General features: G+C 40.8%; 19 protein-coding genes and 1 pseudogene. 3 read left to right on the top strand and 17 right to left on the bottom strand.

Annotation, left to right across the window (positions count from 1 at the left end; genetic code table 11):
• Positions 1 to 384 precede the first annotated feature (384 nt).
• The 12 genes and pseudogenes from metF to B7692_RS02745 all read right to left on the bottom strand — a co-directional run bounded on the left by metF (position 385) and on the right by B7692_RS02745 (position 15124).
• A complete protein-coding gene (gene metF / locus B7692_RS02690; protein ID WP_045612155.1) occupies positions 385 to 1251 on the bottom strand; it encodes a methylenetetrahydrofolate reductase [NAD(P)H] in 867 nt (288 codons plus the stop codon).
• Positions 1252 to 1352: 101 nt separating this feature from the next.
• On the bottom strand, positions 1353 to 3602 hold the full coding sequence (gene metE / locus B7692_RS02695; protein WP_084929828.1) for a 5-methyltetrahydropteroyltriglutamate--homocysteine S-methyltransferase: 2250 nt from the start codon (positions 3600 to 3602) through the stop codon (positions 1353 to 1355).
• Positions 3603 to 4125: 523 nt separating this feature from the next.
• The gene (locus B7692_RS02700) at positions 4126 to 4419 is read right to left on the bottom strand and encodes a helix-turn-helix domain-containing protein (RefSeq protein ID WP_142360017.1); all 294 of its coding nucleotides are present in this window, start codon (positions 4417 to 4419) and stop codon (positions 4126 to 4128) included.
• Positions 4409 to 4774, bottom strand: a complete 366-nt coding sequence (locus B7692_RS02705) for a type II toxin-antitoxin system RelE/ParE family toxin (RefSeq protein ID WP_084925710.1) — start codon at positions 4772 to 4774, stop codon at positions 4409 to 4411. Before B7692_RS02705 ends, B7692_RS02700 begins: the two co-directional genes overlap by 11 nt.
• Positions 4775 to 4930: 156 nt before the next feature.
• Positions 4931 to 5296 (bottom strand): annotated as a pseudogene (locus B7692_RS02710) (TIGR02328 family protein).
• Positions 5280 to 5684 carry a YbgA family protein gene (locus B7692_RS02715; protein WP_084929829.1) on the bottom strand — a complete coding sequence of 135 codons (405 nt, stop codon included), beginning with the start codon at positions 5682 to 5684 and terminating at the stop codon, positions 5280 to 5282. The pseudogene B7692_RS02710 and the gene B7692_RS02715 overlap by 17 nt, the downstream one beginning before the upstream one ends.
• A gap of 103 nt (positions 5685 to 5787) precedes the next feature.
• Positions 5788 to 7389, bottom strand: a complete 1602-nt coding sequence (locus B7692_RS02720) for a type I restriction-modification system subunit M (RefSeq protein ID WP_084929830.1) — start codon at positions 7387 to 7389, stop codon at positions 5788 to 5790.
• 44 nt (positions 7390 to 7433) lie between these two features.
• Positions 7434 to 9290, bottom strand: coding sequence for a DUF4435 domain-containing protein (locus B7692_RS02725; protein ID WP_084929831.1), 1857 nt, complete (start codon positions 9288 to 9290; stop codon positions 7434 to 7436).
• Positions 9291 to 9299: 9 nt separating this feature from the next.
• Positions 9300 to 10514, bottom strand: a complete 1215-nt coding sequence (locus B7692_RS02730; protein ID WP_084929832.1) for a restriction endonuclease subunit S — start codon at positions 10512 to 10514, stop codon at positions 9300 to 9302.
• 229 nt (positions 10515 to 10743) lie between these two features.
• A complete protein-coding gene (locus B7692_RS11080) occupies positions 10744 to 11505 on the bottom strand; it encodes a DUF6261 family protein (RefSeq protein ID WP_192855463.1) in 762 nt (253 codons plus the stop codon).
• A 25-nt stretch (positions 11506 to 11530) separates the two neighbouring features.
• Positions 11531 to 11746, bottom strand: coding sequence for a hypothetical protein (locus B7692_RS02740; RefSeq protein WP_084929833.1), 216 nt, complete (start codon positions 11744 to 11746; stop codon positions 11531 to 11533).
• Between the two features lie 387 nt (positions 11747 to 12133).
• A complete protein-coding gene (locus B7692_RS02745; protein WP_084929834.1) occupies positions 12134 to 15124 on the bottom strand; it encodes a type I restriction endonuclease subunit R in 2991 nt (996 codons plus the stop codon).
• 147 nt (positions 15125 to 15271) lie between these two features.
• Between B7692_RS02745 and B7692_RS02750 the strand changes: the two genes are divergently transcribed.
• Positions 15272 to 15889, top strand: a complete 618-nt coding sequence (locus B7692_RS02750; protein WP_000076168.1) for a TVP38/TMEM64 family protein — start codon at positions 15272 to 15274, stop codon at positions 15887 to 15889.
• Positions 15890 to 15931: 42 nt separating this feature from the next.
• Here the strand turns inward: B7692_RS02750 and scrK are convergent, their stop codons facing one another.
• Positions 15932 to 16819, bottom strand: a complete 888-nt coding sequence (scrK, locus tag B7692_RS02755) for a fructokinase ScrK (RefSeq protein WP_024057687.1) — start codon at positions 16817 to 16819, stop codon at positions 15932 to 15934.
• Positions 16820 to 16968: 149 nt separating this feature from the next.
• Positions 16969 to 18906, bottom strand: a complete 1938-nt coding sequence (locus B7692_RS02760) for a sucrose-specific PTS transporter subunit IIBC (RefSeq protein WP_084925696.1) — start codon at positions 18904 to 18906, stop codon at positions 16969 to 16971.
• Between the two features lie 380 nt (positions 18907 to 19286).
• Between B7692_RS02760 and B7692_RS02770 the strand changes: the two genes are divergently transcribed.
• Both B7692_RS02770 and B7692_RS02775 read left to right on the top strand, forming a co-directional pair.
• Positions 19287 to 20741 carry a sucrose-6-phosphate hydrolase gene (locus tag B7692_RS02770; RefSeq protein ID WP_084929835.1) on the top strand — a complete coding sequence of 485 codons (1455 nt, stop codon included), beginning with the start codon at positions 19287 to 19289 and terminating at the stop codon, positions 20739 to 20741.
• A complete protein-coding gene (locus tag B7692_RS02775; RefSeq protein WP_084886730.1) occupies positions 20722 to 21687 on the top strand; it encodes a LacI family DNA-binding transcriptional regulator in 966 nt (321 codons plus the stop codon). Before B7692_RS02770 ends, B7692_RS02775 begins: the two co-directional genes overlap by 20 nt.
• 36 nt (positions 21688 to 21723) lie before the next feature.
• Here the strand turns inward: B7692_RS02775 and B7692_RS02780 are convergent, their stop codons facing one another.
• From B7692_RS02780 to B7692_RS02790, 3 genes are all read right to left on the bottom strand, one after another.
• The gene (locus B7692_RS02780; protein ID WP_084929836.1) at positions 21724 to 22998 is read right to left on the bottom strand and encodes a hydroxymethylglutaryl-CoA reductase, degradative; all 1275 of its coding nucleotides are present in this window, start codon (positions 22996 to 22998) and stop codon (positions 21724 to 21726) included.
• The gene (locus B7692_RS02785) at positions 22998 to 24170 is read right to left on the bottom strand and encodes a hydroxymethylglutaryl-CoA synthase (RefSeq protein WP_192855464.1); all 1173 of its coding nucleotides are present in this window, start codon (positions 24168 to 24170) and stop codon (positions 22998 to 23000) included. Before B7692_RS02785 ends, B7692_RS02780 begins: the two co-directional genes overlap by 1 nt.
• 113 nt (positions 24171 to 24283) lie before the next feature.
• Positions 24284 to 24733 (bottom strand): threonine/serine exporter family protein, encoded by a 450-nt coding sequence (locus tag B7692_RS02790; protein ID WP_004239205.1) that lies wholly within the window; start codon positions 24731 to 24733, stop codon positions 24284 to 24286.

A 24733-nucleotide genomic window follows, 5' to 3' on the forward strand; every position in this document is an offset into this window, starting at 1 on the left:
CTCCTAGGCAGATTTATCTTTTTCCATAGAGTTGTAGGCGTGTTCAATTCTCAAGATACAAATCATTAGAAAGGTTTGATGCTAAAGCATCTAATCCTTTCACGCTACTCGCTATCAGGCGATTAGCTAAATGCTTTACTAACTCTCTCGTCAAATAACATCGATTTGACTCGTTCGTGTCGCTCTTTCCTACCGTTAGTCATCAGAAAGTTTTGATGCTAAAACATCTAAGACTCTCAGTTTAAATGCATTATTTTTTTAATACCCTCATCTTTGTATCAAGTACGTACAGAGTCTATTTTATCATATTTTTCTTAAAAAGTGCGGCCTTTACCATTAAAAAGGAACCATTCCCCTCAACTGAGAAGAATGGTTTGCTTTTTATTATCCTAGAGACTGGTGATTAAACAAAGCATGAGTTGCTTGGTGGATGTATTTTGCTGTATCCGCATTGTTCATAGTGTAGAGATGCACACCGGCAACATCCTGAGTTACCAAGTCCACGATTTGGTCCACTGCATAGGCAAGTCCTGCTGCTCTGAGCGACTCAGGGTCATGCTCATACTTGTCTAAGATGGCTTTAAATTTGCGTGGAAGATGGATATTCTCACAAGTCTTCAAGAGGCGGAGAGCTTGATTTCGATTTAGAATTGGCATAATCCCTGCATGAATAGGAACATCAATCCCAGCCAAGATGCACTTGTCTTGGAAATCATAGAAGCGCTCATTGTCAAAGAAAAGCTGAGTTACAAGACTCGAACAGCCTGCATCTACTTTCTTCTTGAGATTTTGGATATCTGAAATCTGATTTGGTGAATCTGGATGCCCTTCTGGGTAGCAAGCTCCGACAATATCAAAGTGAGGGGCTTGTTCCTTGATGAACTTGATCAAGTCCGTTGCATATCGGAAATCCTTTTGTGGCTCCACATCTGGAATAATATCCCCACGAAGAGCCAAAATTTTCTGCACCCCAACCTTATCCAAGTCAGCAATGGTTTCAGCCACCTTGTCCTTGGTCAAATAGATGGCTGGCAAGTGAGCAATAGTCGGAATCGCCAAGTCATTTTGGATAAAGTCAGCCAAACGAACAGTTGTTTCCTTGATATTAAATTTATTATTGCTGGCAGTTACACTGATAAAGTGAGGGGCCAACTCCTGCATATTTTGAAGAGCTGCAATAATCTTATCGTTGCCTACTGCTGGGTTTGGAGGAAACACTTCAAATGAGAGTGACGGTGTTTGGCGTGACATAGTCCTTATCCTTTTCTAGTTGATTTTTTTCCTTAGCTGGACTCTTAGAACCCAAGTGAAACAGGCAGATTGCCAAACAGCGCTTCTTGGGAAATCCTATCTTACAATTTCTCACGCGCAGCTTTAGCTGCTTCAACAAGGCGAATCAAGCTTTCTTTTGTTTCTGGAATACCACGTGTTTTCAAACCACAGTCAGGGTTGATCCAAACTTTCTTGCTTGGCACTTTAGCAAGGATGGCTTCGATTGTGTGGTCGATTTCGCCTTCATTTGGCACACGAGGTGAGTGGATATCGTAAACCCCAGGTCCCACTTCTGTTTGGAAGTTTTTCGCTTTGAGTTCGTCCAAGATTTCAAGGTTTGAACGGCTAGCCTCAAATGAGATAACGTCTGCATCCATGTTGTCGATAGCTGGGATGATATCTGTAAATTCTGAGTAACACATGTGAGTGTGGATTTGAGTATCTGGCGCTACTGTTGAGTGTACCAAGCGGAAGGCAGGAATTGCCCAGTCAAGGTAGTCTTCGTACCAGTCGCTACGACGGAGTGGCAATTTCTCACGAAGAGCTGCCTCGTCGATTTGGATGATTTTCACACCAGCAGCTTCAAGGTCAAGCACTTCATCCTTGATAGCAAGGGCGATTTGAAGAGTAGAATCCTTGATAGAGATGTCTTCACGTGGGAATGACCAGTTGAGGATGGTAACAGGTCCAGTCAACATACCTTTAACAGGTTTGTTTGTACGGCTTTGTGCATAGCTAGACCATTTAACAGTGATAGGGTTAAGACGAGTTACATCACCCCAGATGATTGGTGGTTTCACCCCACGCATACCGTATGATTGCACCCAACCATTTTTAGAGAAGAGGTAACCTGACAAGTTTTGACCGAAGTACTCAACCATGTCATTACGCTCAAATTCACCGTGAACAAGGACATCAAAGTCGATATCTTCTTGCCATTTGATCCATTCGTCAATTGTTTCAGCAAGGAAAGCGTCATACTCTTCTTGAGACAATTCACCTTTACGGTAAGCCAAACGTTTCGCACGAACTTCTTTTGTTTGAGGGAATGAACCGATAGTTGTTGTTGGAAGAGCTGGAAGTTTGAAAGCTTCTTCTTGGATAGCTTCACGTTCTGCAAAGGCTGGCAAACGAGTGTAGTCTGCGTCTGTCAAGCCAGCGATACGCGCACGAAGTTCCGCATTTTCACCAACACGCTCAGTCGCAAAGAGTTCTTTGTTGGCTGCAAGTGCTTCTTCACCTTGACCATTGCGGATAGCATCCAAATCACGGATCTCATCTAATTTTTCAACTGCAAAGGCAAAGTGGTTCAAGATAGCTGGTTCAAATTCTTCATTAGCTGTTGTAAATGGCACATGAAGAAGTGAGCATGAGCTTGTCAAGACAATGTTTTCAGCTGGGATTTGTTCAAGAACAGCCAAGCTCTTTTCGTAGTTATTACGCCAGATGTTTTTACCATTGACAATACCTGCATAAAGAGTCTTATCAGCTGGGAAACCACCTTTAACCAATTCAAGAGTTTTCTTACCTTCAACGAAGTCAAGACCGATAGCATCTACTGGCAAGTTTACAAGGTCAGCGTAAACGTCACGAACGTCTCCGAAGTAAGTTTGAAGCAAGACTTCAAGACCTTTTTTGTCAGACAAGAGTTTGTTGTAGATGTTCAAGAAGAGAGCTTTTTCTTCAGCTGTCAAGTCTTTTACAAGAGCCGCTTCGTCGAGTTGGATGCGAGTCGCACCAAGTTCTGCCAATTTTGCAAAAACTTCTTGATAAGCAGCAACTAAGCTGTCTACGAAGTCTTCTGCTTTCACGCCTTCTTCAAAGTCTGACAATTGAAGGAAAGTGAATGGACCTACAAGAACTGGACGAGTGTTCAATCCAAGTTCTTTTGCTTCTTGGAACTCATCAAAGATTTTGTGACCTGCGAGTTTGACTTGAGTGTCTTTTTCAAACTTAGGAACGATGTAGTGGTAGTTGGTATTGAACCATTTTTTCATTGGAAGGGCGCGAACGTCCCCTTTTTCTCCTTGATAACCACGACCCAAAGCGAAGTAGCGCTCAAGATCAGACAAGTCCAAGTTTTGAACTGAAGCAGGTACCACGTTGAAAAGGAAAGCTGCATCTAGGAAGTTGTCATAGTGAGAAAAGTCATTTGATGGGATTTCAGTGATGCCTTTTTCTTTGACAATGTTCCAGTGTTTAGCACGCAAGTCTTTTGCGGCTGCCAAGAGTTCTTCTTCTGAGATTTCTTTTCTAAAGTATTTTTCAGTTGTAAATTTTAATTCGCGGAATTCGCCCAAACGAGGGAAACCGATGATTGTAGTTGACATGATGTGTCCTCCAAAATTTGTTGTTGAAACTATCTTAACAGAAAAGAAAGCGTCTGTATAATTGTAAAAAATTAGGCTTTGATATAGTTTGAAACTATATCTCTGTTTTAGACAAAAGAAAAAGACTTGAGACACATGCCTCAAATCCTTTGTGTAGCTTGTTTTATAGCTGTATTTTAGTTAGACTGGTAAAACGTGTTATTAGTAATTCTTATAAGTGACTATGGCTTGTTATTAGAAAAGACTATAGGTTGATTTTTCTTTTGTAATTCTGATATTTCCCTGAAAAGTGCGGACGGGAGCAACTTACTTCGTAATTTCATCCCTAATTTTTGAGCCAGAATGTCTCAAAAATTCCGTTCTAGATAATAATAAATTATTATCTAGAATACCACTATAGCGGGAAATATCTGCTAAAAGCTCACTTCGTTCGCACTTAATATAAATAAAGCATAATTTTTCTATTTATACACTTGAGGCACTATAACTGTTAAATTTGTTAAAGTTTTCCAACCTCTTCCTATCAACTTTTCCCCTGTTCAAGTGGGACGACTGCTAGTGTCTTTCCTAAACTGGCTAGGACTTTTAAGACTGTATCCAACTGGGGGCTAGTCTTTCCTGTTTCCATCCTAGCTATGACAGGTTGACTCACTCCACTGAGTTCTTCTAGCTTTTTCTGGCTGACTCCTTGCTCATGTCTGGCTTCAATCAACTCACTCATGATAGCCACTCGCATATCACTTTCAAGTATTTCCTCCTTGGTAAAGAGTTCTGACCGGACATCCTTCCAGTTACTTCCAATAGCACTATTCTTCATCACTTAACCCTCTTTCTTTTAAGTCCTTCAGTTCACGCTTGGCTTTTTCAATTTCTCTTCTAGGAGTTTTCTGAGTCTTTTTGACAAAATGATGTAAAAGAACAAAACTACCATCAAGCCACGCTATAAATAAAATTCGATTTCTCAAAGGTCTTAGTTCCCATATCTCATCTTCCAAGTGTTTCATATAGGGTTCCCCAGCTCTCGTCCCATGCTGACTAAACAACTCGATATAGTCATTTAGTTTATTGAGTTTGATGCGACTATCCTTACTTTTCTGACTAGCCAATTCTCTCATATAATCCAAAACTGGCTCGTTTCCATTTTTGTCCTTATAGAAGTAAATCGTATGCACCAAGCAACCTCTTTCTAATTAAATTATAACTCAAAAGTTATTAAAAGTAAATCTGAACACTCATAAAAAGAAGACCTTAGAAAAACTCTAAAGGTCTCATCTTTATTATTCGAAAAAATTACGAGAAGAGTTATAAATTGAAGGCAATCCTTACTATTATTCCAGCTCAATCCCCTTCTCTCGAAGATTTGCCAGACACTCCTCATAGTAGGAAGCATCATGCTCGCTATATATAGGACTTTTCAGCTTTTCCTCTACTAAGTCTTGATAAGAAGGACAAATCTTACCACGGTAGTTCTTGTCCATCCACTCTGGACTGACCTTATAGCCTCGGTCAGCCATCTCCTCCATGATCAAGTCATGATAGGCATAGAGACGATAGGGCGAGTGAGTAAAGACATAGTCAACCGTCGCATGCTTTCTGCCCCAGCCATTGCCACGGAGGGCACAGCACTCTCAATGCTGTCCCAAGAGTTGAGGACGGGGAAGTTGTGAAATCAAAGCCTCATGCCAAAGTCTCATGGGAATCTCCTTTCAGTAACTTTGAATGTTGCAAGTAGGTATTTGGATAACGATCTAGCAACTCCCTCGTCTTAGCAATTAAGTCTTCTTTGGTGGCATGGCCAGAGTGATAACGCTCCAGTAAAAACATATAATCCTTGCGTTCAGCATCTGTCGCTTTCTTTTTGAAATAGCCCCAAATATGCTGAAAGGCATTGCAAATCTGACCCCTGTGTTCTGGAATCTGGCAGGCACGATCAATCTTCTCCTGAACCTGACTCACCTCCACCTCTTCATTCTTGAGATACTGACGAATCTCATTGTAAATATTGCTAGAATGACTCAAAACGAGGTATTTGTTTCTCGCCCAGAGTTGCTGGCAAAGGGCACGTTTGTTGTTAGTTTCCATATTTCTCCTTACTTTCTACTAGTTCCCCGGAAATATGGAAACAAAGTTGTATCTTAAAAACGAGCGAATTATGAGCGGAATATGAGCGAATCAATTACTCTCATCACCCTTTAAACTCTTTCAAAAACTCTTTAAGCTCAGCATCGGCTTCTGGTGTGGTTCCGTGTAGTTGACCGAGCATTTCGAGTAGGGAAGCGGTTTGGTTTTGGATTGCTTGATTGGTTGTGTTAATCTTTCCAACGATATCTGTCAGAGGCTCGACTTCTTCTTCCTCAAAGGTATCTACATAGCGAGGGATATTGAGGTTATAGTCATTTTCGACGATTTCTTCATAGCTTGCGAGATGGGCAAACTTGTCAATCTCCTCACGAGACTTGTAGGCCTCTAAAATCTTCTCGATATGAGCATCTGTCATGATATTCTGGTTTTTCCCCTTATCAAACTCCTTAGAGGCATCGATAAAGTAAACATCACGGCTGGTACGGTTCTTTTTGAGAATGATGACTGTGGTCGGAATGCTGGTGTTAAAGAAGATATTGGCTGGAAGACCGATAACTGTATCAATGGCACCTTCTTCTAACAAGGCCTTACGAATGGTCCCTTCCGCATTTCCACGGAAAAGAACACCGTGGGGAAGGACGATAGCCATAACTCCATGATCCTGCTTGAGGTGGTAATATCCATGCAGAAGAAAAGCAAAATCAGCCTTGGACTGGGGCGCCAGTTTCCCAAAAGGAGAGAAACGAGGATCCGCCATAAAGCCAGAACTTGCTGACCACTTAGCAGAGTAAGGAGGGTTCATGAGAACACCATCAAAGTTAGTCGGTTCTTGAGTCGGCCAGTCTTCATCCAGTGTATCGGCATTGTGGAGAAATTGATTCTCAACAGGAACACCGTGTAGAATCATGTTCATCCGAGCCAAGTTATAGGTCGAAGTATTGAGTTCCTGACCAAAGTAGACCACTGTCTGCGGTTTATGAGAGTATTTCTTAGCATTGAGCAAGAGAGAGCCAGACCCCATAGTCGCATCATAGAGGGTAAAGCCTAGCTGGTCCTCACGACCCAAAAAGGCAATCTGAGTCATGAGCTTGGCAACAGGCTGAGGTGTATAGAACTCACCAGCTTTCTTACCCGAATCAGTCGCAAACTGACCAATCAGATACTCATAAGCGTCCCCCAACATATCACCAGCATGACCAGCCACATCTAGCACAGCCAACTCCTTCATGACTGCCGCCACCGTTTGGTTTTGCTTTTGCGGAGTTGCCCCTAGCTTTTTGGAATAGAGGTCAATATCTTCAAAGAGGTTTTCATAGAGTTCATCACTCTGCTCGATATCACGAAAACCCTGAGCCAAATCTTCCAGCTGGAAAGTTCCCTCATTGACACGTGCTACAAGAGCCGTAAAGGTCAACTCAGGCTTGATACTATAGTTGAGTTCGTCCTTCATAACTGCAAGAAGATCCTCGTGGGTGTCCGCATCCTCATAGTAGTTACGATAGACCTCAAGGGCAGCCTCTAGACTCTCACTCCCCTCCTCCATAGTCTCCGCCACGAAAAAGAGCATCTTGTCTGACAGATACTTATAAAAGACCATACCCAAAAGATAGGACTTGTAGTCATTGGCATCCATCTTAGAGCGGAGAACATCCGCTGAGTTCCACAGGGCTTGGTAGAGCGACTGGGAAGTTTGTGTTGTTTCCATAATGTTTCTTTCTTTTTACTTAATTCAAAATATCAAAAATTAATTTAATGGTTCAATAGTTTTGCTTCCAATTCTTCAAAATATTTATGCCGTAATTTTTTCTGCAAATCATTATCCAATGCAATACGTTTTAAAGCTTTATCTTTAAAGTTTGGAACTATTTTCGTGTTTCCTCTATGATTAATTATTTCATTTTTTAAGTTACAAATCTTTAGTATCCTTGAAAAATCAGATGTATCTAAACTTGCTTCAACGATAGAAGTTATATTATCAACCGTTGAAGATACATTAAATTCATCTACTAAACTTTTAAAAAATTCTTCAACATCCTCTTTACTAGGTTTATTATTTTGAATACAGTTACCTTCCATAAATTCATCAAGTCTTTTTTTCAAGGCAATACTTATTATTTTATCTTTCTTTTCTTCACAAGATTCAATGATACTTCGTTGAAAATTTTCAAATTTTCGTTGTTTTTCTTTATCATCGTCAAATGGTAAGCATGACTTCACAACTGCTTCATCAACAAGCATCATCTCTACTTCGTTAAATGGAAGAACAAAAATATTCTGTTCTTTTTGCTCTTGAATACTACTTTCATTCATCCAGTCATTGTCTATAATACCGTATGCCGTATTACCATGTAAAAGTTGTAAATCATTATAGGCTTTTGTATGATGGATGACCTGTTTATGTCCTTGAACTGGTTTTACAAAACAAAATTCACTGAATAGTTTAGAATAAATCTGATAGTCTATACTAGTTTTAGTTCCCTCACAAAATAGTATTGGTTTCCTTGTACCAGAAACTTCTGCTAATATGGATAAAGGAAATTCTTGAGATTCTTCCAATTGTTCATAATCGAAGTCATAAGGTGCTTCAAATTTATTACACCATATATAGGTTGCATTAGTTCTTGATTGAACAAAGTCCATGTTATGTGAAGCAAAAATGAATTGACAGTCAGGACGTTCTGATATTAGCAAATCCCATAATTCATTATAGACTGCGCCATTTAGAAATGTTTCTGGTTCATCAACCACAATATAGCTATTTTCTGGAGCAAGAAGAACGTTACCAATATAAAATAATACACAGCGTTCCCCATCGCTAAGGCCATTTATACTATATTTATCTCCATTTCTTACAACTTCTAAAACTCTATCATCAGATTCAGGATAAAATGTTATTTCTGGGAAAATTTGATTCCATATTTGCTCCACTCTGTCCAATAAAGCAACGGACACCTCTCCTACTCCCCTAGCATTATCAGTCATTACTTTTGCAAAATCTTTTACCCACAGTGTTATCAATTTAGTAAAAGTGCCCGAAAAATCATCTTCAATCTGGTGAGTCTGTATTTCAATCGTGTCATATTTAATATTCACCTCTTTCAAATCTTGAATATATTTTTCTTTAGTAATTCCATTACGATTGTGGGTATTAGACACAAAATACAATAGTTTTTGAGCAGGTAAGACATACATCTCATCTATACTGTTCTTCCGTAATTCATTAATAAGACTAGTTTTCCCTGCTCCATTAGCCCCTATAATAACAGTCGTAGAATCTATCTTAGCAATGAAAGAGAAAAGTTTAATTACTTTGAAATTATATATAATTTGAGGAAATATAGAATCATACGAATAAATATCACCACCAAAACATTTGTAGATGCTGTCTAACAAATTATCACGTAATGTTTTGTACCTTACAGTTACATCATTAGACAAAACTTCTTCATTTAGCTCGTCATTTATAAAAGAAATAAGTTCAGATAGATAATTATCTACTCGGCTATATAAATCTTTTTCATAATCAGCTATCTGACTCAAGTTATCCTGAAACCTTTCCTTTTCAAATTCTAACTTTTCAATCAAATCTGTTTTAGAACTATACATAATTCCTCCTTAAATAAACATATCCTGCAAGAGTTTCTTTTTTAGAGTCTCAAGCTGAGTAATTTTTTCTTGATGAGAGTTGATGAGGTTATCAAGGTTTGAGAAATAGGAGCCTATGGCTTGTTGTTCTTTAATAGTTGGAATAATAATTGCAATATTCATAAAATCATCAAAACTAATATTTAACAATCCATCCATTCTAGCCCCCGATGAAATGAGTTTCCCTAATTCCCGATCTGGAATTTTTGTTGAAAACATAATTTCAATAAACTTTGCATCGGCTAATTGATTAACTCTAAAACTATGATAAACCTTTGGAACAAGTGCTTCTTCATAATCCTGTAATTCAAAAACAACTCCATATTTTGCTAATTTTGAATTACCATGGTTATATGATAGTTCTCCTTTTTTTAACAGAGTATAATTCTTTTGTTCTTTTCCAGCAATATTAGCAGAAAATCGATCAATTTGATTCATCCAACCGCCTGAGGCAGAAATTGTTAAAGTTGGCAAATCCATTCTTCCATCATTACCCTGAACACGATGAGCGATATCTTTTAATTTAGATTTTTCCCACTCACCTTTAAATCCTTCCAAACGTATCTCAGGGACTGTCTGTCCAACTTTGGGAAACATCTTGGAGAGCATGGTCGCCTTGAGAAATTGGTAGTTGGTGAGATTATCCATGTAGCTAGACAGAAGGACGTCAAGGATGCGGAAAAGAGAGCCTATGGCGGTTTGTTCGGCTGGACTAGGAACTGGAATTTTAGTATTACGAAGCGTTTCTAACCCCAAAAATTTTTGAGTATTCCCTGCCATTTCAATTTGAATATATTTATTGAATAAATTCGTTTTTAGATATTGCAATAAAAATTGATTTTGTATCTGTCCACCATTTTTTATCAATCCTACATTTTTTATAGCAAATCCATCTGTTTCAACTAAAACTGGCTTTCCTATTGTACCAATAAGTCCAAGTAGAATATCTCCTACTTCTACTTTTGAACGTTTATTAATCTCATTATAATCTGACTCAGAAATTAATGATACATCATTTAGATCTAGTCCAGAATCTGATAAATTTTTTGAAGTTACTAAAGGATAGCCATTGTCAATATATTTTGGAGATGAGTGAGTCCCATCTCGAACATCTTTGACTTCTTTTAATCTTGTATATGACCAATCATTAATAAATTCCTTAAATCTTATTTTTATTTGTTTCATTTGAACTTCCCTATACCATTGTAAAGTTTATTATACCGAGTATCTTTTCAATATACCAGTTTATTTTCCATAAATTGCATCATACTGAAAAAAAGTTATTCTCATTTTAAATAACTGATAAATCATAATTTTGACATTTTTCTATGAGATACTCTTGTTAAACTATACTAAAATTATACCACGAAACCACAAAAATCCCCCTTAGAAATCCGCTTCTAAGGGGCTGTCTTTATCCTGCTGCTTGGGCTGGTTCTGCTGGTTTGGTCTTTTTATCTTTCTTGCTACTCGTGATAAGACGGCGCTTGCTATCTCGGATGCTATTGAGTTCCTTGAGGAGTTGAGTCAAGTGTTCCTTTTCAGGATAGGCTTCTGCACTGGCTGCGGTATAGCGCATAAAGAGGTCGTAGCTAGTCGAAAGTTCAGTACGGAGTTGTCTGGTCTTGCCAACTTCCTTGGCAGACTTAGAAGCACGCGCCTTACTCTCTACTTGGTCATATTCCTCTTGAGCATTGACCACAGCCGTCAGCATAGGGGTCAGTCCTAGACTGGTAACTGCCTCATGATAGGGTGTTTCACTAAGCGTTTTGAGGAGGCTCTTGATTTCTGCCGTTTCCACATCATTGCTGTGCTTAGTGATGTCCTTATACTTGGCAAAGACTGGTTTCAGAGTCTCATGAGCTTCTTTGAGCTTGGCATCCTTAATCTTAGCAAATCCTCTATGAAGGGTAAAGAGACCGACCAAGGCACTATCTCGATTGCGATCGACTTCTGTTAGATTGCTAGACTCTTTCGTCTCCACCGCTGCAAGTTGAGCTTGAAAATCATCCAGCTTGGTCTTGAAGGGTTCCAAATGTTTGGAATACATAGCTTCATCCTTGTTTGCCTTAGAAAAAGTGGCCAAACTTTGATGAGAATCCATCATCAAGCTTTCAAACTCACGGTTGGTAAAATTGCTGTAACTAAGCGGGCGAATAGCGTATGTTTTTGTCATGATGATATCCTTTCTATTTAACGAATCATTTATTATCTTCTCTATCAAACCAAGAGGAGAGTAGATCTGCAAGATGAGGTTCTCTTGGAACAGATTTTACAACACTCCCTCCCCTGTGTTCTATTAACATCGAATTATCCTTTACTTCAAAGACTTGAAACAAAATACAGACTAACAATACAATGCCAAATACAGGAAGTGACCATAGTAGACTCTCCTCATCATCTCTAACTTTCTTCATTAATTTTTCTCCTTTAAGTTGATACATCCATTCTAACAGTTTCCCAAAACATTTTGCCCTTCATCTTCTCAACTGTCATTATTTCCATCTAAAAGGTACTTTTCAGGACAAATCAGACTTTTCCAAATTAAAAAATCCCTATCTGACTGGAAATAAACTCCGTCCATCAGATAGAGACTCTTACTATTTTTAGATTTTAACTTTTCTAGCTTTAGAATACATTTAAACTTTAGGAAAGATGACTATTCGAAATCTAGAAGACCTCAAAACTTTTGTAGATAAGCAATTCGAAACGTAGAATACTTGTAAATTTATGTAATTGCAATCATTCGAGGCTTAGAATACATGTAAACTTTAGGAAGTAGGCCTATTCTAAGTCTCGAAGAGCTATCTTCCAACCCTCAATGGCTCAATGACTTGCTCCACTAGTTGGGTATAGGCTTCCTTAATTTGTTTTTTATAGAGGAGAGGATTGAGGGCGTCCGCCACCTCTAGTTTATAGTCTTGATAGCGCTGGCTCTTGGTCAGCTGGCTTTCTCCTAGTTGTTTTTTAGCTCCCTTACGGTAGTGTTCGACATAGTAACGGAGTTCATCCTCTCCGACATACCAACGTTTGCTAAAGACTTGGATATGTTGCTGGATGACAACCTCTATCATCTGATCCAAGATATTTGCGATAGACTGACCACGATAGTTTTCTGGATGCTCTTGTACCTCTCTCCACAGTTCAGTGATGATCTGGGCAAGATTGGGATTGGTCTTCTCAAGACTCTGAATATAGTTATCCACGGCTTCCTTATCTTGAGCGCTTAGGTTCTTTTCTTGACTCTGTCCTTGCTCAATCAGGCTTTGGATCAAGGTTAAGATATAGGCATAGTTGATTTCGTCCACTTGGATAGACTCCAGTTCATAGTGGATATCAAGTGGCTCTCCATCGTCATCATCCTCTACTCGACTTTTTAATTCTGCAAGGACATTTCGATAAAGACCCAGATACCTTTCCAACTTCTCTCCATCAAGTCCCGTCTGACTGTAAACTTCTTCCTCATCATACTCTTTATACACTCGGATAGAGGCTAGGTACTTATCAAGAGCTTGATAGGTTTTAGCTAGTTTCCTCAACTCAGGCGTAGAGACTTGCTCAAAATCTAGACCATTCACATAGTCATCAGTAGCAAGATTTTTGAAATCACTGCAACTCCGTAAAAAGTTCCTCTTTTCCTCTTCCCAGCTTGGAGCTAGAACCTCGTTTTCACCACCATTTGAGTAGAGTTTGAGGGCACTATCTACTGCTCCCTTAAAGGCTAGGGGCTTTTGGAAGGTGATGATATGACCATAGGTCTTACTGCTATCAAAAATACGGTTGGTTCGGCTAAAAGCCTGAATCAAGTCCTGCGGTTGCATGGGTTTGCGGTCGATAAAAATAGTTGACAGACAAGGGGCATCAAATCCCGTTAAGAGACGATTGACAACGATGACTAAGTCCAACTGCTCATTGCGATAGAGGTATTTGTCCTGCTTTCGAGCTAGGCGGTTATTGACATCCGTATTAAAGCCACGAAGATCCGACATGGTAAAGTGGGTATCAAACTCTTGGTTATAGTCTTCTAAAACCTGCTTCATGTGGTCTTGATTAGCTCTTGACTCTTCTTCATTTTCAGTGACCGAGTAGGTGATGGTCGCCTTTGGAAAGTCTGGAAGAACCTGCTTGACTCTTTCCGATACCTTAACCCTCGTCTCCCCAGCCTTGACCCGTTTGAGCAGGTCATAGTAGGCTTGGGCTTGAGGGATGGATTTGACGGTCAGGATGGCATTGTAGGTCTTACCTACTCCCTTTTGGAAGCCTAACTGTTGACGGGATTTATTGATAATGGCATCCAAGACTTCCAGCATATGCTCCTCATTCTCATACACGGTATCTGGTATGTCATTTTCGGATTTATCCGTGATGAGGGTATTGCGATAATCCACCTTAAAGCCTAAAACTGCTCCATCATGGATAGCTTCCTTGACTGTATACTCATGGAGACGGTCTCCGTACTGTTGCTGGGTGGTTTGGGCTAGATCGCCCACTTGCTGGCGTTTATTTTCCTTAAAAATAGGTGTGCCTGTAAAACCATACCAGAGAGACTGTGGGAAAAAGGCCTTAATGTCTTTTTGTGTTTGAGGTGTTACGGCACGGTGGCATTCATCCACGACAAAGGCCACTCGGATACCCTTGATTTTGTCCGCATCTCTTTGGTAAAGACCTTGATCAAACTTACGCATCATGGTGATGATTTTCTGGATGGTCGTTACCACCACACGCTTATCATTACTTCCTAGTCGCTTGACCAAATCATGGGTATTATCCGTCTCATCAATATCAATGACATCATTGGTCGCATAGGAGAGAAAGGACGAGGTAGTCTGTTGGTCCAAGTCTCTGCGGTCAACGACAAAAATCGTCTTTTGGATGGAAGGAATCTGGAGGAGATTCCGAGCTACCTTATAAGAAGTCAGGGTCTTACCTGAACCTGTCGTATGCCAAACATAGCCTGATGCTTGCTGGCGAGAGGCTTCTTGCACTGCTTCGATTGCATGGATCTGATAGGGGCGCAAGAGGATGAGAGCCTTCTTACTATCATCAAGGACAGAATACTGCATAACCATCTGGTGGGCACGAGGGATAGAAAGAACCTCGTGAGCAAAACTCGTCAAGCTTGTTATGGGTTGGTTGTCCTTATCCACCCACTTGGTTAGAAATTGCTTGTTGAGTTTATTTTCCCTAGCCGCAGCGATATAGCGTGTGTCTACTTTATTGGTCACAACAAACATCTGTAAGCTAGAGTAGATGCCACGGAACTTGCCTTCACGGTCATATTTTTTAATTTGATGAAAGGCATCTAAAAAAGCAACTCGGGGACTTTTAAGCTCAATCTGAATCATGGGAAGGCCATTGATCAAGAGGGTCACATCTAGCCTACGGTCTTGATCCTGAGGATTTATCTTATCTCTCTCGACTTGGTTGACAACCTCATAACTAGACTTACCAGCTGCGATATTATCTCGCCAAATGACAGATAAACGGATAGTCCCCAAACTAGCATCTTCTCTCTGAACCTCAACCTTGGCAATGCCATTTTCGCCGACCAACCACTTGGCCGCATCATAGTAGCTAATAAAGTTCAGTTGATTCTTTATCTGGCGTTTTTCCTGTTCTGTCAGGGGATGATCTGCCAATAGAGCCACATTGTTCTGGGCTAGCTTTTCAAAAAAATTTTCCCATAATTGCTCTTCTGTTTTGAGATCTTCTCTGTATGTCCATTGACTTTCCCCAGTTACCAGTTGGCTGATCAGTTGTTTTTCTATCTCCAATTCTGGTTTTACCTGTATCATACTCTCTCCTTTGCTACATGTCTGCTCCCTTTATTATAGCATGTTTAGCCTCAAAATCCATCACTCTTCCCATAGCAAAAACACTCATTCCCCCTTTCTCCTCCAAAATATGGTATAGTAGAACTATACTATCTATGAGGAGTTTACATGTCACAGGATAAACAAATGAAAGCTGTTTCTCCCCTTCTGCAACAAGTTATCAACATCTCATCGATTGTCGGTGGGGTTGGGAGTTTGATTTTCTGTATTTGGGCTTATCAGGCTGGGATTTTACAGTCTAAGGAAACCCTCTCTGCCTTTATCCAGCAGGCAGGTATCTGGGGGCCACCTCTCTTTATCTTTTTACAGATTTTACAGACGGTCGTCCCTATCATTCCTGGGGCCTTGACCTCGGTGGCTGGCGTCTTTATCTACGGTCACATCATCGGGACTATCTACAACTATATCGGCATTGTCATTGGCTGTGCCATTATCTTTTATCTGGTGCGCCTCTATGGGGCCGCCTTTGTCCAGTCTGTCGTCAGCAAGCGTACCTATGACAAGTATATCGGTTGGTTGGATAAGGGCAATCGTTTTGACCGTTTCTTTATCTTTATGATGATTTGGCCCATTAGTCCAGCTGACTTTCTCTGTATGCTGGCTGCCCTGACCAAGATGAGTTTCAAGCGCTATATGACCATCATCATTCTGACCAAGCCCTTTACTCTCGTGGTTTATACCTACGGTCTGACCTATATTATTGACTTTTTCTGGCAAATGCTTTGACACGTAAAAAATCCGTTTGGTTTCCCAAGCGGATTTTGTGATTTATTTTGAAACTTCTTTTGCAAGAACAAAGTTCCCAAGAGTAGCAGAACCATTTCCTGCTACTGCTGGCGTTACAATGTAATCACGCACATCTGGTACTGGTAGGTAACCATTGAGAAGAGATGTAAATTTCTCACGGACACGGTCCAGCATGTGTTGTTGAGCCATGACCCCTCCACCAAAGACAATCACGTCTGGGCGGAAAGTCACTGTCGCATTAACCGCAGCTTGAGCGATATAGTAGGCTTGAACATCCCAAACAGGGTTGTTGAGTTCAATATTTTCCCCACGAACACCTGTACGAGCTTCCAAACTTGGACCAGCTGCATAGCCTTCCAAACATCCCTTATGGAAAGGACAAACACCCTTAAACTCTTTTTCAATATCCATTGGGTGTCTAGCCACATAGTAATGACCCATCTCAGGGTGACCCACACCGCCGATAAACTCACCACGTTGGATGACACCTGCACCGATACCTGTACCGATTGTGTAGTAAACCAAGTTTTCGATACGAGCACCAGCATTATTACGGGCAACCACTTCACCATAGGCAGAGCTGTTTACGTCTGTAGTGAAGTACATTGGCACGTTTAGTGCGCGACGAAGGGCACCCAGCAAGTCCACATTTGCCCAGTTTGGTTTTGGAGTCGTTGTGATAAAGCCATAAGTTTTTGAGTTTTTATCAATATCAATCGGACCAAATGAACCAACTGCAAGACCAGCAAGGTTGTCGAATTTTGAGAAGAACTCGATGGTTTTATCGATTGTTTCGATTGGAGTTGTTGTTGGAAATTGTGTTTTTTCTACAACGTTAAAGTTTTCATCACCGACAGCACAGACAAACTTTGTACCGCCCGCTTCCAAGCTTCCATATAATTTTGTCATGATAAACCTCTTGTTTTTATTTTCTTTATTATAGCATATTTCGAAAGTCTAAATTTCTCTATTTTTTAGATTTTCCTCTGTAAATCTTACCATTCAAGCAAAAACGAACAAACATGTCATTTGTTCGTTTTCACATTAGAGAGGATTGATTAGATTTTCACTTCGATCACAGCATCCCCCTTCGCAACTGAACCTGTTGCGACTGGAGCTACTGAAGCGTAGTCAGCTGTATTTGTAACGATAACCATTGTTGTATCATCAAGACCAGCTGCAGCAATTTTGTTTGAGTCAAAGGTTCCAAGAACATCGCCAGCTTTAACCTTATCACCTTGAGCAACTTTTGCTTCAAAACCTTCACCATTCATAGATACAGTGTCAATACCAACGTGGATCAAGACTTCAGCACCATCAGTTGTTTTCAAACCAAAAGCGTGTCCTGTTGGAAAGGCGATTGAAACTTCCGCATCAGCTGGTGCATATACCACACCTTGACTTGGTTTCACAGCGATACCTTGGCCCATAGCTCCACTTGAGAAGACTGGATCATTGACATCAGCAAGAGCGACAACATCACCGACGATAGGAGTTACAAGTGTTTCATTTTGAAGAGTATCAGTCTCTTCCACTACTGGTGCTTCTACTGTAGGTTCAGTAACTGTTTCTGCAGTTGCTGTGGCTGCTTCATCAGCAAAGACACTAGCTGCTTTTGTTTTCCCGTAGAAATAAGTGAAAGCAAAGGCGGCAACAAAGGACATAATTTCCGCAACTATATACATAGGGATTGAAGCAGCCTTAATAGAAAGGAATCCAATAAATCCAGCCGCTCCCAATGAAACTGCAATAACGTGAGTTAAACCTGCTACGAAGGCACCAATTGCTGAACCAGCAAGGGCGCAGAAGAATGGGAATTTGTATTTCAAGTTTACCCCAAAGAGAGCAGGTTCTGTAATACCAAGGAAGGCAGAAACAGCAGCCGAACTTGACAATCCTTTTGTTTTAGCATTTTTTGTCAAGAAGTAGATTGCAAGAGTAGCCGCACCTTGTGCTACGTTTGCCATTGAAGCAACAACAAAGATGTAGTCTCCAAATCCAGTACCGTTATTATTGTAAGCAGACAACAATTGTGTTTCGATTGCTGGGAATGATTGGTGAAGACCTGTCATAACGATTAGTGAGTAAGTTCCACCAAATAGACCCATACCAAAGGCACCTGTTGTGTTGTACAACCATACAATCGCATTTGTAATCGCATCAGACACAACCAACATAACAGGACCGATAACTGTAAAGGTAAGGAAGCCTGTAAGCATCACTGATAAAAGCGGTGTGAAAGTGAAGTCAACTGCAGATGGCAATTTCTTGTGGAAGAATTTTTCCAAATTTGCTAACAACCAGATTGCAACAAGGACTGGAATAACTTGATAAGCATAGTTTGTTTGTGTAACATGGAAACCTAAGATGTCCCAGAAGGCTTCTTTGCCACCCAAATCTGGAGTGGTCATAATCATACCAATTGCCGCACCAAGGAATTGGTTTGCTCCAAAGCGCTTGGCTGCTGAAATACCAACCAAAACAGGGAGGAACATAAATGGAGCAGCAGACATCAATTGAATCATAGCTGAGAAGCCTTTGATTGCAGGATACATATCTTCAATTGATTGAGGTCCAAACAAATCTGGTGATGTCAAGAAGTTACGTAAAGCCATCAAGAGACCACCTGCAACTAAGGCAGGGATAATAGGAACAAAGATGTCTGACAAAAGTTTAATCAAGTCCATCAATGGATTGAACTTTTTGTCTTTATTAGCAATCTCTTTCAAATCATCTGTCGAAACTTCTTTTAAACCAGTTTTCTTGATGATTTCCGCATACACGAAGTTAACATCACCAGGACCAATGATAATTTGATATTGTCCATTAGTGCTAAAAGTTCCCTTGACATCCGCATTATTATCTAGAGCTGCTTGATTCACTTTTGATTCGTCTTTCAATACCAAACGAAGACGAGTTGCACAGTGTGCTGCAGCTACAAGATTATCCTTACCGACAGCCTCAATGACCTCGGCAGCAACTTTACTATAATCCATAGCAAAAATCTCCTTATTATAGAATTTTGTTATTGTTTGAAAGCGATTTTATTCGCCCTACGACTTTTATTTTATCATGTTTCAAAAATATGTCAAGCGTTTTGCAGAAAAAATATTTGTTTCTTAGAGTAAGGTCCTTTGTTTTGATATATTGTGAGAGTTTTATGAAAGTGTTCTTTAAAAAAATAGTTTAAAATCTGAGTTAAAAAGGATTTTATTTCACTTTCTTTCAATTTTCTGCAGATAGATGATTGATTTCCTGCTTTTGATTTATGATAAACGTTTGGCAGTTTTTTCTCTTTTTTAACATAAAAGACTTGCTTTTTTAACCGAAAACGGTTACTATTAAAAGTAATAAGATTTTTGGAGGAATAAAATAAATGGAATGGACAACTGAGCGTCGTTATAGACCCTATGAAGATTGGACGCAAGAAGAAATTCAAAATATAAAGAAAAATATGGCACAATCTCCATGGCATACTCATTACCATGTTGAGCCAAAAACAGGACTTCTCAACGACCCAAATGGCTTTTCTTACTTTGATGGCAAGTGGATCCTCTTTTACCAGAATTTTCCTTTTGGTGCAGCCCACGGTTTGAAATCTTGGGCACAGCTAGAAAGTGATGATTTGATTCACTTTAAAGAAACTGGAATCAAAGTTTTACCAGATACTCCATTAGATAGCCACGGTGCCTACTCTGGTTCTGCCATGCAGTTTGGCGATAACTTGTTCCTATTTTATACAGGAAATGTTCGTGATGAAAACTGGGTCCGTCACCCGTACCAAATCGGTGCTTTGATGGACAAGGATGGCAAGATTACGAAGATCGACAAGATCTTGATCGACCAGCCAGCAGACTCTACTGACCACTTCCGTGATCCGCAAATTTTTAACTTCAAGGGCCAATACTATGCTATCGTCGGTGGACAGGACTTGGAGAAAAAAGGCTTCGTCCGTCTCTACAAGGCTGTAGACAACGACTATACAAACTGGCAAGTCGTTGGCAACCTTGACTTTGCTAACGACCGTACTGCCTACATGATGGAATGTCCAAATCTGGTCTTTGTAGGGGAACAACCTGTCCTTCTCTACTGCCCACAAGGATTGGATAAGAAAGTTCTAGACTACGATAATATCTTTCCAAATATGTATAAGATTGGGGCTTCCTTTGACCCTGAAAATGCTAAAATGGTAGATGTCTCTCAACTTCAAAACATGGACTATGGTTTCGAAGCCTATGCAACTCAAGCCTTCAACGCTCCTGATGGAAGTGCTCTAGCTGTTAGCTGGCTTGGCTTGCCAGATGTTTCTTACCCTTCTGACCGTTTTGACTACCAAGGAACCTTCTCTTTGGTCAAGGAACTCACTATCAAAGACGGCAAACTCTACCAATATCCAGTCGCAGCTATCAAGGACCTTCGTGCTTCTGAAGAACCTTTCTCAAACCGTGCCCAAACCAAGAACACTTACGAACTTGAACTCAACTTGGAAGCCAATAGCCAGAGCGAGATTGTCTTACTAGCTGATAAAGAAGGCAAAGGACTTTCCATCAACTTTGACCTTGTAAATGGTCAAGTGACAGTAGATCGTAGCCAGGCTGGTGAACAGTATGCCCAAGAATTTGGAACTATTCGTTCTTGCCCAATCGAGAATCAGGCTGCTACTGCTACAATCTTCATCGATAACTCTGTCTTTGAAATTTTCATCAATAAAGGAGAAAAAGTATTTTCTGGTCGTGTCTTCCCACATGCGGACCAAAATGGGATCCTAATTAAATCTGGAAACCCAACTGGAACTTACTATGAATTAGATTATGGTCGCAAAACTAACTGATGTCGCCAAACTTGCAGGCGTCAGCCCTACTACCGTTTCTCGGGTTATCAATAAAAAAGGCTATCTATCTGAAAAAACCATTCAAAAGGTCAATGAAGCTATGCGAGAATTGGGCTATAAACCCAACAACCTGGCTCGCAGTCTACAAGGAAAATCAGCTAAGTTAATCGGCTTGATTTTCCCCAATATTTCTAACGTTTTCTATGCAGAATTGATTGATAAGCTGGAACATCAACTCTTCAAGAATGGTTACAAGACCATCATCTGCAACAGTGAGCATGACTCTGAAAAGGAACGCGAGTACATCGAAATGTTGGAAGCCAATCAGGTGGACGGCATCATTTCGGGTAGTCACAACTTGGGAATCGAAGACTACAATCGCGTGACGGCGCCGATTATTTCCTTTGACCGCAATCTGTCTCCAGACATCCCTGTCGTCTCCTCTGACAACTATGCTGGTGGGGTTCTTGCTGCCCAGACCTTGGTTAAGACAGGTGCCCAGTCTATCATCATGATTACGGGGAATGACAATTCCAATTCGCCAACTGGGCTACGCCACGCTGGCTTTGCCTCTGTTCTCCCCAAAGCACCTATTATCAATGTTTCCAGTGACTTTTCTCCTGTCAGAAAAGAAATGGAAATCAAAAATATCTTGACCCATCAAAAACCAGATGCCATCTTTGCTTCGGATGATTTGACTGCTATTCTGGTCATTAAAATTGCTCAGGAACTGGGAATTTCTGTACCAGAAGAGCTCAAGGTCATCGGTTACGATGGTACCTACTTTATCGAGAATTACTACCCTCAACTGGCTACTATTAAGCAACCCTTGGAAGAGATTGCCTGCCTCACTGTTGACCTCCTCTTGCAAAAAATCGAAGGCAAGGAGGTCGCGACAACTGGTTACTTTTTACCAGTTACTCTTTTGCCAGGAAAAAGTATTTAAGCACAAGAAAACTCAGACTGAATTCGTCTGAGTTTTTTATGATCTTAAATTTTCTAAATAACGCTGGGCTGTCTCTAGGTTAAAGGTTTTATCTGCGATGAGGCGCTCGACTAGGGGAGCTACCTCGGATTCGCTAGCACCTGCGAGGAGTGCCAAGGATTTGGCCTGCAATTTCATGTGGCCTTGCTGAATTCCTGTACTGACCAAAGCTTTCAGGGCCGCAAAGTTTTGGGCAAGCCCGATAGACACGATAATCTGGGCTAATTCTTTGGCAGAAGGATTTCCCAGTAGCTCATGACTGAGGGCTACACGAGGGTTGAGGCCGATAGAGCCACCCTTAGTCGCTACAGGCATAGGTAGGGTCATCTCACCAACCAATTCTTCTCTTTCGAGATCCAGCTTCCATTGACTGAGACCTTGATAGCGTCCATCTCGACTGGCAAAGGCATGGGCCCCTGCTTCAATGGCACGCCAGTCATTACCAGTGGCAATCAAAATGGCATCAATGCCGTTAAAAATCCCTTTATTATGAGTAGCGGCTCGATAAGGTTCAGCCTGCGCAAACTGGCTAGCCAAAACAATTTTCTCCGCAATCTCTCGTCCTTGATCCTTTTGGCGACTCAAGTAGCGAAAGGCGATGCGACAGCTTGCAGTCACCAGAGAATCAGTCGCGTAATTAGACAGGATTCCCATGAGACTCTGTCTCTGACTGAGTTCTTCTAAGACTGGTTTCAAGGCCTCCAGCATGGTGTTGAGCATATTAGCTCCCATGGCTTCTTGGGTATCGACATGAAGATAGACGACAAGGAAGTCTGTTTCGCCTTTAATCTCTTCTACATGTAAATCACGCGCCCCACCTCCACGTTTAACGATCGAAGGATAGGCTTGATTGGCAAGCCCCAAGAGCTCAGCTTTCTTGCTGATAATCTTCTCTTGCGCTTGTTCAGGATCAGCAACTTGATAAAGTGCTACCTGCCCAATCATCTGGCGCTCATGCACTTGAGCGGTAAAACCGCCTGCTCGCTTGATGATTTTACTGGCATAGCTGGCCGCAGCAACCACAGACGGTTCTTCTGTCACATAGGGAACGGTGTATTCCTGACCATTGACAAGAACCTCCGGAACCAATGAATAAGGCAGAGAAAAAGTTCCCACTACATTCTCACTTAGCTGGTCTGCGACAGTCACACTCATTTGTTCATCCTGCTCCAGGCTCGCTTGTCTCTTAGGACTAAGGAGCGCCTGAGCTTTTAACAGCTCGAGGCGCTCTTGGTATGATTTTTTAGAAAATCCATTCCAACTTATCTTCATTATTTTTCAACCTTGCTATAACGGCGTTGGTGGTCGAGAATTTCAACCAAGGCATAGTCTTGATTTTCATAGCCAGCAAACTGGGCAGAGTTTGTTTCATCCAAGTCTACTTCCTCAAAGAAGACCTTTTCGTATTCTGCAACAGATAGGGCAGTTCTTTGGTTGAGCTTGTTCAAGCGGTCTTTATCTAGATAGGCTTCATATCCTTCAACCAATTCACCACTAAAGAACTCAGCCACGGCACCACTTCCGTAACTATAAAGGGCGATTTTATCCCCAGCCTTCAAGCTATCTGTATTTTCCAAAAGAGACAAAAGTCCGAGGAAGAGGGAACCTGTATAGATATTTCCCACCTTTTGACTGTAGAGAATAGACTGGTCAAAATGCTTTTGCAAGAGGTCTTTTTTCTCTTGCGGCAGGCTCTTATCCATGATTTTTTTCAAGCCTTTTAGCGCTAATTTAGGATAAGGCAAGTGGAAGCAAACCGCAGCAAAATCATCTAAGGTAAGCTGGTAGCGTTTTTGGTATTCAAGCCAAGTCGTTTTCAAACTATCTAGATATTGCTGGGTAGAATAGACACCATTTACATAAGGGGTTGTTGAGTAATTTGGACGCCAGAAATCCATGATGTCACGAGTCTGAGCTACATTGTCATTATTAAAGGCCATAATGCGTGGATTCTGTGTAATCAACATAGCCACACTTCCAGCACCCTGAGTGGGTTCTCCAGGTGTTTCAATACCATATTTGGCAATATCACTGGCAATAACCAAAACTTTGGACTCTGGAGAATTTTCCACATGCAATTTGGCATAATGAAGGGCCGCTGTCGCTCCATAGCAGGCTTCTTTAATCTCGAAACTACGAGCAAAGGGCTGGATGCCCAGCAAACCATGCACAAAGACGGCCGCAGCTTTACTCTGGTCAATTCCTGACTCAGTCGCCACAATGACCATATCGATTTCTTGTCTTTCTTGCTCAGTTAAAATAGAATCACTTGCACTAGCTGCCAAGGTCACGATATCCTCAGTTAGAGGCGCAATACTCAATTCCTTGAGCAAGAGTCCTTTGCTTAATTTTTCAGGGTCAATTCCCCTCGCTTCTGCTAAGTCTTGTAATTTCAAGACATATTGACCGGTCGCAAAACCAATCTTATCAATACCGATTGTCATATTTACCTCTGTTTTATCATTCATTGTAAAAAATCGTTCTATACTATTTTATCACAAATAGCAGTAAAAGAGAGAAAAAAGACTTGATTCACCAAATCAAGTCTCTTGTTAGTCTAACGATTATGCTGTTTTCGTAAGTAAGAATACAGTCTAAGAATCACTGTTCCGCTAGCCATTCCAATGGAAATCACCAAAGCCAACATAACAACCAAGGTTGCACTAGCAATGGCATGACTGTAATCTCCCGTCACAAAAAAGGCAGTTGTCCGATAGGAGAGATAACCCGGAACCAGAGGTGCCAAGATTGCCAAGATAAAGACTACAGCAGGTGTCTTATAAAGAATACTTAAAATCTGGCTGACACAAGAACCAATAATGGCCGCAATAAAAGTAGCCACAATAACATTGGTCGGTTCCTTGAGCAAGAGATAGATTAGCCAGACAGCCATGCCCAAAATCCCTCCAGGTAAGAGCATAGAGCGTTGCACATTGAGTACGATTAAAAAAGTGATAATAGCAAGAAGACTTGCTACTGCTTGTAATAAAAAGGTTGTTAGTGTCAT

Origin of the sequence: Streptococcus mitis (genome assembly GCF_002096925.1) — a bacterium.
Classification (GTDB): domain Bacteria; phylum Bacillota; class Bacilli; order Lactobacillales; family Streptococcaceae; genus Streptococcus; species Streptococcus mitis_AF.

What these genes read in the sequence shown, in the direction of transcription:
- metF (WP_045612155.1), bottom strand. Translation starts at nt 1,251, where the DNA reads ATGTCACGCCAAACACCGTCACTCTCATTTGAAGTGTTTCCTCCAAAC.
- metE (WP_084929828.1), bottom strand. Translation starts at nt 3,602, where the DNA reads ATGTCAACTACAATCATCGGTTTCCCTCGTTTGGGCGAATTCCGCGAA.
- B7692_RS02700 (WP_142360017.1), bottom strand. Translation starts at nt 4,419, where the DNA reads ATGAAGAATAGTGCTATTGGAAGTAACTGGAAGGATGTCCGGTCAGAA.
- B7692_RS02715 (WP_084929829.1), bottom strand. Translation starts at nt 5,684, where the DNA reads ATGGAAACTAACAACAAACGTGCCCTTTGCCAGCAACTCTGGGCGAGA.
- B7692_RS02720 (WP_084929830.1), bottom strand. Translation starts at nt 7,389, where the DNA reads ATGGAAACAACACAAACTTCCCAGTCGCTCTACCAAGCCCTGTGGAAC.
- B7692_RS02725 (WP_084929831.1), bottom strand. Translation starts at nt 9,290, where the DNA reads ATGTATAGTTCTAAAACAGATTTGATTGAAAAGTTAGAATTTGAAAAG.
- B7692_RS02730 (WP_084929832.1), bottom strand. Translation starts at nt 10,514, where the DNA reads ATGAAACAAATAAAAATAAGATTTAAGGAATTTATTAATGATTGGTCA.
- B7692_RS11080 (WP_192855463.1), bottom strand. Translation starts at nt 11,505, where the DNA reads ATGACAAAAACATACGCTATTCGCCCGCTTAGTTACAGCAATTTTACC.
- B7692_RS02740 (WP_084929833.1), bottom strand. Translation starts at nt 11,746, where the DNA reads ATGAAGAAAGTTAGAGATGATGAGGAGAGTCTACTATGGTCACTTCCT.
- B7692_RS02745 (WP_084929834.1), bottom strand. Translation starts at nt 15,124, where the DNA reads ATGATACAGGTAAAACCAGAATTGGAGATAGAAAAACAACTGATCAGC.
- B7692_RS02750 (WP_000076168.1), top strand. Translation starts at nt 15,272, where the DNA reads ATGTCACAGGATAAACAAATGAAAGCTGTTTCTCCCCTTCTGCAACAA.
- scrK (WP_024057687.1), bottom strand. Translation starts at nt 16,819, where the DNA reads ATGACAAAATTATATGGAAGCTTGGAAGCGGGCGGTACAAAGTTTGTC.
- B7692_RS02760 (WP_084925696.1), bottom strand. Translation starts at nt 18,906, where the DNA reads ATGGATTATAGTAAAGTTGCTGCCGAGGTCATTGAGGCTGTCGGTAAG.
- B7692_RS02770 (WP_084929835.1), top strand. Translation starts at nt 19,287, where the DNA reads ATGGAATGGACAACTGAGCGTCGTTATAGACCCTATGAAGATTGGACG.
- B7692_RS02775 (WP_084886730.1), top strand. Translation starts at nt 20,722, where the DNA reads ATGGTCGCAAAACTAACTGATGTCGCCAAACTTGCAGGCGTCAGCCCT.
- B7692_RS02780 (WP_084929836.1), bottom strand. Translation starts at nt 22,998, where the DNA reads ATGAAGATAAGTTGGAATGGATTTTCTAAAAAATCATACCAAGAGCGC.
- B7692_RS02785 (WP_192855464.1), bottom strand. Translation starts at nt 24,170, where the DNA reads ATGACAATCGGTATTGATAAGATTGGTTTTGCGACCGGTCAATATGTC.
- B7692_RS02790 (WP_004239205.1), bottom strand. Translation starts at nt 24,733, where the DNA reads ATGACACTAACAACCTTTTTATTACAAGCAGTAGCAAGTCTTCTTGCT.